This is a genomic window from Rathayibacter tanaceti (genome assembly GCF_009834165.1).
Classification (GTDB): Bacteria; Actinomycetota; Actinomycetes; order Actinomycetales; family Microbacteriaceae; genus Rathayibacter; species Rathayibacter tanaceti.
This window is the reverse complement of record NZ_CP047186.1, coordinates 3,200,190-3,214,120: the sequence shown is the minus strand read 5'-3', so window position 1 is coordinate 3,214,120 and position 13,931 is coordinate 3,200,190. Positions and strand designations below refer to the sequence as shown.

The following is a 13,931-nucleotide window of genomic DNA, read 5'->3' as shown; positions in this document are numbered from 1 at the left end:
CTGTCTCCGGTCCTCGGTCGCTCTGTGAAGTCGCTGTCGTGAGTCGCCGGCTCCAGCTGCTCGCCCGGCGCCCGTCGCAGGGTTCACCCGGGCCACGGGCGATGCGTGCGGAGCGGTCGGTTTCGGGTCGACTTCTCCACAGACTCATCCACTGGTCCCTCGTCGGATCCCGCGTGGGCGCGGGAGGACGCGGATGCAGCCTGTGGATAACTCCGGCTCAACACGGTAACGAACGGAGCCGATGGGAGACAAATCCATCACAGCGACACCCGCGTGTCAATGCGCGGAAGGTGGCGACCCCTGTGCAGAATCGAGGTTTAGCCCGGACGACATTTGACCGGTGACCGTGCAGGCCGTAGTTTTAATCAGTTGACGCCTGCCCGGTGTCGTCCGCCCGGCCTTCGCGGGCCGTGCAGAGTCGGAGTCGGGCACCCCTTCTTCCCGGAGGATCCGGAGTCGCCGCTCACGCGCGCGGCCTCGATCGTGTCGTGGAACCCGTACGTGGAGATCTGATTATGAGCAAGCGAACCTTCCAGCCGAACAACCGTCGTCGCGCCAAGGTGCACGGCTTCCGTCTGCGCATGCGCACCCGTGCCGGCCGCGCCATCCTGAGCGCTCGCCGCGCCAAGGGGCGCACCGAGCTCTCCGCGTAGTACCGAGCGGTACCGACCAGCGGTGCTGGCCAGAGCCAATCGCATCGTCCACGGAGGCGAGTACCGGACAGTCGTCCGTCGCGGTGTGCGGTCCACAGGACCGCACACCGTCACGTATGTCCGCAGGTCCTCCGGCGCGGACACCCCGCGGTTCGGTTTCATCGTCGCCAAGACCGTCGGCACGGCAGTGACGCGCAACACCGTGCGTCGTCGTTTGAAGGCCGTGGCGTTCGAGCTCGTCCCGCAGATCGACCCGGGCACCGAGGTGGTCGTTCGCGCGCTGCCCAGTAGTGCCACCGCCCCCTGGTCCGAGCTCCGCGCGGAGGTCGTTGCCGCGATGGCGCGGACGCGAGCCATCCGAACGACGGGAGTGTCCTCGTGACCGCGGTGCTCCCCCGCACCTCCGGCTGGCCGACTCGGCTGGGCTGGGGCTTGATGTTGCTGCCGCGCAACCTCGGCATCCTCTTGCTGATCGTCTACCGTGCGGTCATTTCGCCCCTCTACGGCGATGTCTGCCGCTACTACCCCTCGTGCTCCGCGTACGCGCTCCAGGCGGTCCAGCTCCACGGGCTCGTCCTCGGCTCCGTCCTCGCGGCCCGTCGACTCATCCGCTGCCACCCGTGGGCTGCCGGCGGCGTCGACGACGTCCCGACCTCGATCCCCCTGCACCGACCGGCTCCCGGCCGGATCCGCTTCGCTGTGACGCGAGCCGGATTCGTCGTGGGTCCTCGAAAGGACTGACCCCACCCCATGGACCTCCTCGGCACGATCCTCTGGCCCCTCAAATGGGTGGTCGAGCTGCTCCTCGTCGCCTTCCATCAGTTGCTGACGTTCACCGGTATGGAGGCGGCCGCCGGCATCACGTGGGTGCTCTCGATCGTGGGCCTCGTCATCGTCATCCGCGCCGCGCTCATCCCGATCTTCGTCAAGCAGATCAAGAGCCAGCGCCGGATGCTCGAGGTCGCTCCGCAGCTCAAGAAGATCCAGGACAAGTACAAGGGCAAGCGCGATCAGCTGTCTCGCGAGGCGATGTCCCGCGAGACCATGGAGCTCTACAAGAAGACGGGGACGAACCCGCTCGCCTCGTGCCTGCCGCTGCTGATCCAGATGCCGATCTTCTTCAGCCTGTTCTCGGTGCTCAACGCGGCGCAGCACAGCCAGAAGGGCGTCGGTCCGCTCGACGAGACGCTCGCCCGCCAGTTCGGTGAGGCCGACCTGTTCGGAGTCGCACCGCTGCACCAGTCCATCCAGGGTGCGCTCGCGCAGGGCGGCCAGGTGCCGGTCATCGTCATCGCCGTGATCATGGTGGTTCTGATGACCGCGTCGCAGTTCATCACGCAGCTGCAGATCGTCTCGAAGAACATGTCGCCCGAGGCCAAGGCGTCGCCGACCTTCAAGCAGCAGCGGATCCTGCTCTACATCCTTCCGCTCGTGTTCGCTTTCTCGGGTTTCGCGTTCCCCCTCGGCGTGATGTTCTACTGGCTGACCTCGAACATCTGGACGATGATCCAGCAGTTCATCGTCATCCGGAACATGCCGACCCCGGGCAGCGAGGCAGCCAAGGCACGTGAGGAGCGCCTGCGTCGCAAGGGCAAGCTCGTCGAGGGCACCACCGATGCCGGCGAGGTGACCCTCGTCGAGAAGAAGGCCGTGCAACGGCAGCAGCCCGTGGGTAAGAACCGCGCCAAGAAGCAAGCCGGAAAGAAGTAGAGCCGCCATGACCGATCCGATGCAGACCTTCACTGAGGACGAGACCCGCGCTGAGACGGGCTCCGCTCCCGACGAGTCCGTTTCTCCGGATGAGTCCGGTGCCGCCGTCGAGGCCCCGGAGTCAACGCTCTCGCAGCTCGAGGACGAGGGCGACGTCGCCGCGGACTACATCGAGGAGTTCCTCGACATCTGCGATCTCGACGGCGACATCGACATCGAGGTGCGCAATGGCCGCGCCTACCTCTCCGTCACCGCATCGGGCGACTCCAACCTCCGTGTGCTCTCCCGTCCGGACGCCGTGCAGGCGCTGCAGGAGCTGACGCGCCTTGCCGTGCAGACCAGGACCGGTGCGTTCTCGCGCCTGATCCTCGACATCGGTGGGTCCCGCGACGCCCGCGAGGCCGAGCTGGCTCAGTTGGTCGACCGCGCCATCGAGCGGATCGAGGAGGGGGCGACCTCCGCGTCCCTCCCGCCCATGTCGTCGTACGAGCGCAAGCTGGTGCACGACATGGTCGGTGAACGCGGCTTCGTCTCGGAGTCGCGGGGCGAGGCGCGCGAGCGCCACACCGTCATCACGCGCGGCTGAGCACCGTGGAGCCGACTCTCGAGCCGGAGCCCGCCGCTGCCGCCGCGATCGCCGGCGACCGGTTGCCGGTACTCCGTCGTTTCACCGAGACCCTGGCCGACCAGGGTGAGGAGCGGGGTCTGATCGGCCCGCTCGAACTCCCCCGCCTCTGGACCAGGCATGTGCTCAACAGCGCCCTGGTGGCCCCTCTGCTGCGTCCGGGCCTCGTAGGAGACGTGGGGAGTGGTGCCGGCCTCCCGGGGCTCGTGCTCGGCATCGTTCGTCCCGATGTCCGATTCGTGCTCATCGAGCCGATGGAGCGGCGCATCGTTTGGCTCCAGGAGCAGCTCGATGCGCTAGGACTCGAGAATGTCTCGGTTCTGCGAGCACGGGCTGAGGAGGTTCGCCTGGCAGAACCGCTCGATCAGGTCACGGCCCGCGCGGTGAGCGCTCTCTCGAAGCTGATCCCCCTTGTCGCCCCGCTGGTCCGTCCCGGTGGCGAACTCGTGCTGCTCAAAGGGATCAACGCCGAGAGGGAGATTGAGGCCGCGTCGAAGCAGATACGCCGCTTCCGCGTCTCTCCGCCCGAGGTGCTCGTGCTCGGTGACGGCGTGCTCGCGGAGGTGACCCGTGTGGTCCGGGCTACAGTGGGATGATCGCCACGACGATGCAGTGATCCCCCGCCTCCTAGGTCGTCGACTCGTCGGTGTTGCCCACCGTCCCACCCGCTGAGCGAAGGTTTCACGTGAAACAATCCGATTCCGCCGGACTGACCGGGGGCTTCGACTCCTCGACCCCCCTGGCTCGCGAGATCGCGGACATGACGCGACGGCGCGCGCTGTTGAACGCTCAGCCGCTGCCGAAGCCGGAGTCGACGCGTGTCATCACGATCTCGAACCAGAAGGGTGGCGTTGGCAAGACGACGACGACGGTCAATCTGGCGGCGGGCCTGGCCCGCGGCGAAGCGAAAGTGCTGGTGATCGATCTCGATCCCCAGGGCAATGCGTCGACCGCACTCGGGATCGAGCACAGGGCAGAGACCGCCAGCGTCTACGACGTGATCGTCAACGACACTCCCCTGGCCGATGTCGTGCAAAAGAGCCCCGAATTCGCGTCACTCTATGGGGTCCCCGCCACCATTCACCTCGCCGGTGCCGAGATCGAGCTCGTCTCTCTGGTGGCGCGCGAGCAGCGGCTCCGCCGCGCGCTGGACCGGATGCTCGAAGCGATGTCTGAGCCCTTCGACTACGTCTTCATCGACTGCCCGCCCTCACTCGGCCTGTTGACCATCAATGCGTTCGTCGCCGCACGCGAGGTGCTCATCCCGATCCAGTGCGAGTACTACGCGCTCGAAGGGCTGAGCCAGCTGCTCAAGAATATCGACCTGATCGAGCGCCACCTGAACCCGAATCTCGGAGTCTCGACGATCCTGCTGACGATGTACGACGGGAGGACGAACCTCTCGCAGCAAGTTGCTGCGGACGTCCGTGAGCACTTCCCGAAGGAGGTGCTGCAGGCGGTGATTCCGCGGAACGTGAGGATCTCGGAGGCACCCAGCTACGGCCAGAGCGTCATCACCTACGACCCGCAGTCGTCTGGATCGCTGGCCTATCTGGAGGCAGCAGCAGAGATCGCGCGCCGAGGGGCGCGGAAGACTCCCGAAGCAGCTCATGAAGGAGAGGCACGCTGATGGCGACCAAGCGCACAGGACTCGGCCGGGGGATCGGGTCGCTGATTCCGACGGGAGATGAGACGCGATCGCGGCCTGTCGACGTCTTCTTTCCTGATCAGGTCGGCGATTCGGCTAGAGCTGATGAGCTGTTGGAGGTTCCGGGCGCTCGTCTTGCCCGTCTCCCCCTCGACGAGATCGTCCCCAATACCTCGCAGCCGCGTTCGGTCTTCGATCACGACGACCTGGCCGAGCTCGTGCATAGTGTGCGGGAATTCGGTGTGCTCCAGCCCATCGTCGTCCGCCCGGTGATGGGTCGTGGCGGAGCGAAGTACGAGCTCGTCATGGGCGAGCGTCGTTTCCGCGCCTCGAAGGCGGCCGGTCTTACGACGATCCCCGCGGTGGTCAAGGACACGGCTGACGAGAACATGCTCCGAGACGCCCTGCTCGAGAACCTGCATCGGGCCGACCTCAACCCGTTGGAGGAGGCATCGGCCTATCAGCAGCTGCTGAGCGACTTCGGGATCACCCAGGAGGCGCTGGCGTCGAGGCTCGGCCGCTCGCGCCCTCAGATCTCGAACACTCTGCGTCTGCTCCGCCTGCCGGCAGAGGTCCAGTCTCGAGTGGCGGCGGGAGTGATCTCGGCCGGACACGCTCGCGCGGTGCTCTCGCTCGAGGATGTCGAGCTCATGCGCCGGCTCGCCGACAAGATCGTGAACGAGGACTTGTCGGTGCGTGCCGCTGAGGCCGCGGCGGCGCAGATGAAGGCGCCGAAGACGGCGAATCGGGCTCGGCCGGAGGAGCAGGGAGGCCACTCCGGACATCTGTCATCGATCGCCGATCACTTAGGTGATCGCCTGAACACTCGGGTGAAGGTGACTCTGGGAGCGCGCAAGGGCCAGATGGTGATCGATTTCGCGACCATTCAGGACCTGAATCGAATCCTGGCGGAGATTGGCGAGCCGACTGAGGTCTCTCTGGCTCCATAGAGCGTTTCACGTGAAACGGTGAATGTCGTAGGCGTCCTCGGTAGCGGGTCCTTGCGGCGGCAGGGCGGACCGTCGTGCGCAACCCGTCCCGCCCTCGTGGCGCCGAGTCAGGCCGGCACGCTCAGCGCTGACTCCCCCGCGCTGTCGCCGCAATGGCCAGTGGCGGGCCACGTGCTCGTCACGACAGCTCCGGCCCGATCTTCACGAGCGCAGCGAACTTCTATCCTCGCTGGAGGAAGGTGCCTCCCGATGAGCACGAGCGGGGTGCGGCTGGCGCACTCCCGGTCAACTCTGCCCGGCACAGCAGGCCCGCGTCGACATGCCTCGCCTATCTTCGTCTGGCCGACCGTTTCACGTGAAACGGTCGGAACTACTCCGCCGCGGCGAGTGTGGCCAACGTCGAGTAGACATCGCCGAGGTAGCGACCGGACGCCTCGATCGCCTGCGGCACCAAGGATGTCTCCGTCATCCCCGGAAGCACATTGGCGTCGAAGAACCAGGGCGTGCCGGAGTCATCGACGATGAAGTCGATCCTCGAGAGATGACGTAGTCCGAGGATGTCATGGATGGCGACAGCGACTCGAGAGACCTCCGTCGTCGCGTCGTCCGAGATGCGCGCAGGAGTGTAGAAGTGCGTCTCTCCCGCGTTGTAGCGAGCCTCGAAGGTGTAGCGCCCCGCGACAGGGGCGATCTCGACCGGGGGGAGAGCGAACGGTCCGTCCCCCAGGTCGAGGATTCCGACGGAGACTTCGGTGCCGCCTATCTGCTGTTCGATGAGGACGACGTCGCTGTAGGTGTAGGCCTCGACCATGGCGCGGGGGAGTTGCGACGATTCGGACACGATGCTCACGCCCTGTGCAGAGCCTCCCTGAGCAGGCTTCACCACCAGCGGGCCTGGCAGATGTGCGTCGACCTGCTCGAGGATTCCGGCGGCGCCGAGTTCGCGGAATGTCTCGCGGGGGAGTGTGACCGAGCGGGGCGTCGAGAATCCGCCGCGACCGACGAGCGTCTTGGCGGTCGGCTTGAACCAGGCGAGCCGTGCTGCATCGGTTCGGGACCCGACGTAGGAGAATCCGGCGGCCTCGAGAAGTCCGAGCAGCGCGCCGTCTTCTCCACTCGCTCCGTGCACCGCGGGCCAGACGACGTCTGGCTGCTTATCGAGCAGCGTCGAGAGGAGAGCGGCGTCAGGCTCGTGGTGCGAGACTCGGTGGCCCATGGCTGACAGGCGGTCTCCGACGCGACGCCCGGAGCGCAACGAGACATCGCGCTCATGGCTGATGCCTCCGCTGATCACGACGATGTCGAGGGAGCGGTCGAGCGCAGAGAAATCGGTCATGACCAGGGCTTTCTTAGAATCGAGGTGCGCGGAGTCAGGAGACGTTCGGGGGCAGGACGGCGTCACGCCTGGTTGCGTCGGCGCCATTCAAAGCTCCTGTGCCGGCGAAGGTGGACAGCAGATCGAGCTCTCCGTTGATAACGGTGGCGAGTCGGCGGATGCCGTCGCCGATCCGCTCCGGTGTCGGATAGCAGAAGGAGAGCCTGATGTTCTGACGCCCCTGGCCGTTGCCGTAGAAGGCTGTGCCGGGCGTGTAGGCGACGAGCTCCTTCACCGCGCGCGGGAGCATGGCTTTCGAGTCGAGTTCGTCGGGCAGGGTGAGCCAGACGTAGAAGCCGCCGTTCGGGTCGGTCCAGCTCAGCTCGGGGAGATGAGCCTGCAGGCCTCGCAGCATCGCCTCCTTCCGCTCGCGATAGACACCGCGGAATGTGTCGATCTGTGCACGCCAGTCGGCGGTCTCGAGGTACTTCGAGATCACGAGCTGGCTGAAGGAGGAGGGGCTCAAAACGGCCGCCTCATTCGCCAGGATCAGGCGTTCACGGATCGCGTGGGGCGCCAGTGCCCAGCCGACCCGGAAGCCGGGGGCCAGGGTCTTCGAGAAGGTTCCGAGATAGATGACTCCGTCCTCCTCGAGTGAGCGCATGGCCTTCGGTGGCACGTCCTCGAAGTACAACAGGCCGTACGGGTTGTCCTCGAGTACGAGGATCCCCTCGGACTTGCAGATCTCGAGGATCTCGACCCGCCGCTCCCAGCTCAGGGTGACTCCGGCCGGGTTGTGGAAGGTCGGGATCGTGTAGAGGAACTTGATCGTCTTTCCGGCCGCCCTGACTCTCGCGATGTGCTCGCGGAGCGCGGCCGGGATGAGGCCGTGCTCGTCCATCGGGACATGCTCGATCTCGGCCTGGTAGGAGCGGAAGATCACCATCGCAGTGACGTAGCTGGGTCCCTCCGAGAGGACGACGTCTCCGGGATCGAGGAACAGCTTCGAGACGAGTTCAAGCGCGTGCTGCGAGCCCGTGGTGACGACGACGTCGTCGGCGCTGGCCGAGATCCCCTCGAGCGCCATGACGTCGAGGATCTGCTCGCGGAGCACCGGGACGCCCTGCCCTGACCCGTACTGCAACGCGACCGGGCCCTGCTCGCGCATCACCGATTCGATGGCGCCGGTGACGAGGTCCTGGGGGAGCGCTGAGACGAAGGGCATGCCTCCTGCGAGAGAGACGACCTCGGGGCGTGAGGCGACCGCGAACAGGGCTCGGACCTCGCTGGCGGCCAGTCCGGCCGTGCGCTCCGCGTAGGAGTTGTACCAGGGGTCGAGATTGGTGCCGCGGTTGGTCACGATGGTGTCGCTTCGCTCGGTGGACAGGATCACCCGATGACAACCGGGTCGTTCCACAGTACCGGGAGCCGCTGAGGCCCGGCGGGAGCTCACGACTCCACTGCCGTCACGGTGGCCTGGGGTGTTTCACGTGAAACACAGGCGGGGACGGCGAGAACCCCCGGCGCGAGGCGACAGGGGTTCTCGAGGGCGGCTCGGCGGCCGTCAGGCGTTCGGACTCAGAGGAACGCGGCGAGGTCGGCTTCGAGAGCCGGCTTCGGCTTGGCGCCGATGACGGTCTTGACGACCTCACCCTTCTGGTAGACCTTCATCGCCGGGATCGACGTGATCTGGTACTTCGCGGCGGTCTGCGGGTTCTCATCGACATTCAGCTTGACGATCTCGATCTTGTCACCGTGCTCGGCCGAGATCTGGTCGAGGATGGGCGAGACCATGCGGCAGGGACCGCACCACTCGGCCCAGAAATCGACCAGCACGGTCTTCTCGGAGTCGAGGACGTCGGACTGGAACGATGCGTCGGTGACGCTCTTCGCGGTGGACATGGATGTTCTCTCCTTCACGAGCCGGAGAACCGGCTCCTGTGTGTTGACCGGAGGGTCAGCGGGTGATGAGTTCGGCCCGGGGTGAGCCTTCGGTGTGGGCGGTGCCATCGGCGAGTGAAGCCAGGTAGTGCTCCGCGTCGAGGGCTGCGACCGTTCCGGATGCGGCGGCGGTGACGGCCTGACGGTAGGTCGGGTCGATCACGTCGCCCGCGGCGAAGACGCCGGGAACGGAGGTCTGTGAGGAACGGCCGACGACCGAGATCGTGCCCTCGTTCGTGAGGTCGAGCTTTCCGTGCACGATGTGCGTGCGCGGGTCGTTGCCGATCGCGATGAAGAGGCCGTCGAGCGCGAGGTGCGATTCGGTACCGTCGGCGGTGTCGCGCAACGACACGCCGTCGACGTGGTTCTCACCGGTGATTCCGACGACCTCGGAGTTCCAGAGGAATTCGATCTTCTCGTTGTCGAAGGCCCTCTTCTGCATCACCTTCGAGGCGCGGAGGGAGTCCTTGCGATGGATGACATAGACCTTCGCGGCGTGCTTGGTGAGGAAGGTCGCCTCTTCCATGGCGGAGTCGCCTCCGCCGACCACGGCGATGGTCTTGCCCTTGAAGAAGAAGCCGTCGCAGGTCGCACACCATGAGACACCGTGTCCCGAGAGACGGTCTTCGTCGTGCAGGCCGAGCTTGCGGTAGGCGGAGCCGGTCGCGACCACGACGGTCTTCGCCTCGATGCTCTCTCCGGATCCCAGGTGGACGGTCTTGATCTCCCCCTCGAGGTCGAGGGAGGTCACGTCGTCGTAGAACGTGTCGGCACCGAACTTCTCGGCCTGCGCCTGCATGGCCGTCATCAGCTCGGGGCCGAGGATGCCGTCGGGGAAGCCCGGGAAGTTCTCGACATCCGTGGTGTTCATCAGGTCGCCGCCGATCTCGACAGAGGACGCGACGACCACCGGGTTCAGCTCGGCACGCGCCGCGTAGATGGCGGCGGTCCAGCCGGCGGGGCCGGATCCGATGATGACGATGTCGCGCACGGCAACTCCTCGGTTCTGTACGAGCGGTAGCGGGTGGCGCGCAGGCCGTGCCCCGGAGTCGCTCGCTCGGACGTACCGCGGCTCCGTGGGCTACAACACATCCTAGGTGGGCGCTATTCCGCGAGCCTGGGGGAGCGCGGCCGCCCCGCCGGGCACCGCCTCGGGAGGCTGGTCAGCGCCCGAGGCGGCGCAGGACAGGGGCGGCGAGAGCGCGCAGCTCGGGCACACGGAGGAACCAGAGGATCGCGAAGTAGACGACCGCCATGACGGTGCCGATGGCGGCCATTGAGAGCAGCGGCTCCACGTAGTTCGAGACGGCGAAACCACCTGAGCGGGTTCCGCCGAGCGCGACCAGGAGTCCGTAGCCTGCGGCCGCGGAGGGCGCCGCGGCGACCGCGAACTGCACGAGACGTACGAGGATCCGCCTCCCGCCCCTCCCGCCGAGACGCCGCCGCAGCAGGAGCGCCGCCACGACGGCCTGCACGCAGATGCCGAGGGAGGTGGCGGCCGCGATGCCGACGGCCACACGGTCGGCCGGGAGACGCAGGACGACCAGGTAGCCGGCGACCGCCACCACGACCTGCACCAGGGTGAACAGAAACGGACGAGCACCGTCGCTGAGCGCGTAGAAGGCGCGCTGCATGATCGCGATGGACGAGAAGAGCGGGAGGGCGACGACGTACGCCATCGCGATCGCTCCGATGGCCTGCGCATCGGCGAAGGTGTCGGTGAACACTGAGCCGAAGGGCACCGCCACGACGACGATCGCTGCCGCGGCGAAGACCAGCATCATCAGCACCAGGCGGAGCGACGTGGAGACGTCCGAGCGGAACTCCTTCATCTCGCCGCGCGCCGTGTGACCGCTCATCTTCGTGAAGTAGGCCATAGCGATCGAGATCGCGATGACGGAGTGGGGCAGCATGAAGATCAGCCAGGCCTTCTGCAGCGCGGCGGCCGACGGCCCTTCTCCGGAGGCCGTCGACGAGACCTGGCTCTCGACGATTCCGGCACCGATGGTCAGCAGAACGGTCGCGAAGGACCACAGCGACATCCGTCCGGCGGTGCCCAGGCCGACCCCGCGGAAGCGGAAGTCGGGGCGGTAGCTGAGGCCGACCCTCCGCCAGAAGAGCATCAGGAAGAGCGACTGAACGACGATGCCGAGCGTCGCGCTCCCGCCGAGGAGGGTGACCATCGCCGGGCTCCACGAGTCCACTGGCCGGTTCCCCTCGGGGTCGGCGCCGAACAGCAGCATGAAGGCGACGAGTCCTGCGATCACGACGACGTTGTTGAGCACCGGCGCCCAGGTGAAGGGGCCGAACGAGCCGCGGGCGTTGAGCACCTCTCCGAGGATGGTGAAGAGCCCGTAGAAGAAGACCTGCGGGAGGCACCAGAACGCGAAGGCGACGGCGAGCTGGTACTGCTCCGGTCCGTAGCCGGGCGCGTACAGGCGCACGAGCAGCGGAGCGAGGACGGTCGCGGCGACCGTGGTCACCAGCAGCAGGCCGAGCGCGAGGGTGAGCAAACGGTTGATGTAGCCGCGCCCGCCATCGGCTTCGAGCCCAGCGCGCACGATCTGGGGCACGAGGACGGCGTTGAGCGCGCCTCCAGCGATGATCGAGTAGATGGTGTTCGGCAGCAGATTCGCCGTGGTGAAGGCGTCGGCACCGGGAGCGACCGCGGCTCCGATCGTGTTCGCCATCACGATGGACATGACGAAGCCCAGGATCCGCGAGACCATCGTCCCGGAGGCGAGAACGGCGCTCGCGCGTCCGAGGGAGAAGCTAGCCACGCGGGTCCGATCGCTGGTCGTCGAGGCCGGGCTGGACCGCGAGCACGGCGTTCGGATCCTCCTCGTCCTCTGGGGTGTCGCCGCGACGGCGACGGCGGATGTTGCGGAGGATGCCGGCGCCGAAGACGATCACCAGCAGAATGCCCAGGATGAGCGTCCCGAGGGTCTCCCAGTCGGCGCGGACGCTCGTCACGACGCTCGTGGGTGCTCCGATCGCGGTGCCGTCGAGTGCGCTGAGCTGCATCCGCACCTCGGTCTCGCCGTTGCCGACGCGGGCCTTCACGGGGATGGGGACGCGACCCTGCGAGCGGGCGTCGACCGCGGTGGACTCGATCGAGCCCTCGTCGATGTCGAGGACGGCGTTCGAGGTGGAGGCGTCGATCCGCACCGAGACCGGCCACGGCAGATCGTTGCGGACGTAGACCGGGATGCTCGAATCGCGGGAGAGCTGCAGCACGCTGCCCGAGGACTCGATGCTGACGGCGGCCAGCGTCGTGGCGGCGCGCTCGCGGCTCGTGCCGACGGCCTCCTCCCACCCCGTCTCGTCGCCGCGCCAGGTCACGGAGAGCAGCGCGAGGAGGTCGTTGCGGCTCTTGCCGCGCAGCAGATCGGGCTCGGTCAGCACAGCGGCGAAGGAGGAGAGCCGCGATGCGGCGGACAGCAGGTCGGTGACGGCGGAGAGCCGCTCGGACGACTCCGGGGTGTCGACGATCGAGACGTCGTCGGTGACGGGAGCCGTCAGCGCGTCGCCCAGCGAGGCTCCTCTGGCCCAGGGGAGGCCGTCGAGGGCGTCCAGGGTCTGCGCCAGGCGGGCGCCGTCGATGGCGGAGCCGCGGTCGAGGGCGAGTACGACGTCGGGGGTCTCGCCCTCGCGCTGCACCTGGGCGAGCCCGGCGGTGATCGTCGTCATCTGCGCCCGCCATTCGGAGTCGGTGGTCGCGCTCACCGCGGAGTCGAGGCTCGCCGAGAGGCTGCTGTCAGCGACGACGAGCTCGTGCCCGTCGACGCTCGCTCGCGTGGCGGTGTCGACGTCGTCCGGGAGGGCGAGGTTGGCCGAGGAGACGACCGTGCGTGTCGATCCGCTCGCCGTGTAGACGTCGAGGTCGGTGGCGCGGACGGTTCCCGCGTCGGGCCAGGCGAGCGCGCCGACGCCCGGCGTCCAGTCGAAGGAGAGGAGGGACTCGGTGCTCGGACGTTCGGGGAGGTCGGCTGACTCGGGCTGCGCCGGGGGAGCGTCAGTGGGGTCGGCGGTCGCCGTGCCGGGCGCATCGGCGAAGAGTGTGTCGTCGATGCCGTACTCGAAGGAGCTCGGGGCGAGGAGGGTGTCGAGACCGGCCTGCGCCTGAGCGGCGACGTCGGCGTCGGCGTACTGCAGCGGAAACACCTCGTTCGGCGCAGACTGGAGGCGCTCCAGCCACGACACAGCCGACTCCGGAGCGGCAGTGCCGAGCACCCGGATGGAGGCGAGGATGCGCGGGTCGACGCCGATGGCGACCGCGCGGCCGGAGACCGAGTCGAGCTGCCGCGAGAGCGTGCCGGTGGACTGGGTGTAGTCGCGCAGCGTGTCTGCCGGGAGGAGCCCGTCGGTCGTGTCGGGGACCGTGAGCGGCACGAGGACGCTGACTCCGGTCTCGCTCGGGGTGGGGACGCCGTCGGTCAGCTCGACCGCCGAGCGAGCGGTGGCGACGACTCCGCCCGGGCTCGTGACGGCGATGCTGACGGCGTGGGCGCCGCGCGCCTCCGGATCGTTGGAGAAGGGGATCGCGGCGACGGGGACGGTGACCGTCGCCTGCGCCGCGCTCGAGGGCAGGAGACGGAGGTCGGCGCCGTCACCGGCCCGCTCGGTGTCGTCGTCGGCCTCGCCGTCGAGCCACTCCTCCAGCTCGGCCCGTGAGTCGAGCGTGCCGGAGTCGAGGGAGACCTCGATGCGGGCACCGTCGATCGATTCGGTAGTGCCGTTCCGCACCGAGATCGACAGTTGCAGATCTTGGTTCGGCAGGAGGAGGCCGTTGTTCGCCGCGCCGACCGTGGCCGTCACGGTGCCGGTCGTGACGGTGGCTGCGCGCAGTGCCGTGGGCGCCTGTGCGCCCAGGGCCGGGGTCGCCAGGAGAACGGTCGAGAGCACGGCCGCGCCGAGGGTGCGGAGCAGCCGGGGGCGCCGGGGAGGGATGAGGTCGCGCCGATGCATCGAACTCACTCGGCCTCCATGCGGGTGATTCTACGGGCAGGCCTCCTCCGGGCAGACGGTGCGTCGTCTGAGCGCCGGTCGAGTCCTCGTAACCTCCTGAGACGGTGACGGCCTTGCGCTC

General features: G+C 67.6%; 14 protein-coding genes. 8 read left to right on the top strand and 6 right to left on the bottom strand.

The features are described from left to right. The first annotated feature begins 515 nt into the window (after positions 1-515). The 8 genes from rpmH to GSU10_RS15195 all read left to right on the top strand — a co-directional run bounded on the left by rpmH (position 516) and on the right by GSU10_RS15195 (position 5,586). Entirely contained in the window at positions 516-653 is a 138-nt protein-coding gene (gene rpmH / locus GSU10_RS15230) for a 50S ribosomal protein L34 (RefSeq protein ID WP_027692766.1), read from the top strand. Between the two features lie 22 nt (positions 654-675). After that, positions 676-1,035 (top strand): ribonuclease P protein component, encoded by a 360-nt coding sequence (gene rnpA / locus GSU10_RS15225; RefSeq protein WP_068207816.1) that lies wholly within the window; start codon positions 676-678, stop codon positions 1,033-1,035. A gap of 53 nt (positions 1,036-1,088) precedes the next feature. After that, a complete protein-coding gene (gene yidD / locus GSU10_RS15220; protein ID WP_068207866.1) occupies positions 1,089-1,394 on the top strand; it encodes a membrane protein insertion efficiency factor YidD in 306 nt (101 codons plus the stop codon). 9 nt (positions 1,395-1,403) lie between these two features. Further along, positions 1,404-2,363, top strand: coding sequence for a membrane protein insertase YidC (gene yidC / locus GSU10_RS15215; RefSeq protein ID WP_068207814.1), 960 nt, complete (start codon positions 1,404-1,406; stop codon positions 2,361-2,363). A 7-nt stretch (positions 2,364-2,370) separates the two neighbouring features. Further along, positions 2,371-2,949, top strand: a complete 579-nt coding sequence (locus tag GSU10_RS15210; protein WP_236713492.1) for a Jag family protein — start codon at positions 2,371-2,373, stop codon at positions 2,947-2,949. Between the two features lie 5 nt (positions 2,950-2,954). Beyond that, entirely contained in the window at positions 2,955-3,584 is a 630-nt protein-coding gene (gene rsmG / locus GSU10_RS15205) for a 16S rRNA (guanine(527)-N(7))-methyltransferase RsmG (protein WP_068207812.1), read from the top strand. 164 nt (positions 3,585-3,748) lie between these two features. Continuing rightward, on the top strand, positions 3,749-4,618 hold the full coding sequence (locus GSU10_RS15200; RefSeq protein ID WP_082844934.1) for a ParA family protein: 870 nt from the start codon (positions 3,749-3,751) through the stop codon (positions 4,616-4,618). After that, the gene (locus GSU10_RS15195) at positions 4,618-5,586 is read left to right on the top strand and encodes a ParB/RepB/Spo0J family partition protein (RefSeq protein ID WP_132504599.1); all 969 of its coding nucleotides are present in this window, start codon (positions 4,618-4,620) and stop codon (positions 5,584-5,586) included. Before GSU10_RS15200 ends, GSU10_RS15195 begins: the two co-directional genes overlap by 1 nt. A 370-nt stretch (positions 5,587-5,956) precedes the next feature. Here GSU10_RS15195 and GSU10_RS15190 read toward each other — a convergent pair whose 3' ends face one another. The 6 genes from GSU10_RS15190 to GSU10_RS15165 form a co-directional block, all read right to left on the bottom strand. Continuing rightward, positions 5,957-6,922, bottom strand: a complete 966-nt coding sequence (locus GSU10_RS15190; RefSeq protein WP_068207807.1) for a D-alanine--D-alanine ligase family protein — start codon at positions 6,920-6,922, stop codon at positions 5,957-5,959. Between the two features lie 34 nt (positions 6,923-6,956). Beyond that, a complete protein-coding gene (locus GSU10_RS15185; RefSeq protein WP_236713491.1) occupies positions 6,957-8,294 on the bottom strand; it encodes an aminotransferase-like domain-containing protein in 1,338 nt (445 codons plus the stop codon). A 185-nt stretch (positions 8,295-8,479) separates the two neighbouring features. Beyond that, positions 8,480-8,803, bottom strand: coding sequence for a thioredoxin (gene trxA, locus GSU10_RS15180; protein ID WP_055784535.1), 324 nt, complete (start codon positions 8,801-8,803; stop codon positions 8,480-8,482). Between the two features lie 55 nt (positions 8,804-8,858). Next, positions 8,859-9,833, bottom strand: a complete 975-nt coding sequence (gene trxB, locus GSU10_RS15175; protein ID WP_068207804.1) for a thioredoxin-disulfide reductase — start codon at positions 9,831-9,833, stop codon at positions 8,859-8,861. 172 nt (positions 9,834-10,005) lie between these two features. Beyond that, entirely contained in the window at positions 10,006-11,622 is a 1,617-nt protein-coding gene (gene murJ, locus GSU10_RS15170) for a murein biosynthesis integral membrane protein MurJ (protein WP_082844928.1), read from the bottom strand. Beyond that, the gene (locus GSU10_RS15165; protein WP_153038773.1) at positions 11,615-13,810 is read right to left on the bottom strand and encodes a DUF6049 family protein; all 2,196 of its coding nucleotides are present in this window, start codon (positions 13,808-13,810) and stop codon (positions 11,615-11,617) included. Before GSU10_RS15165 ends, murJ begins: the two co-directional genes overlap by 8 nt. Positions 13,811-13,931 lie beyond the last annotated feature (121 nt).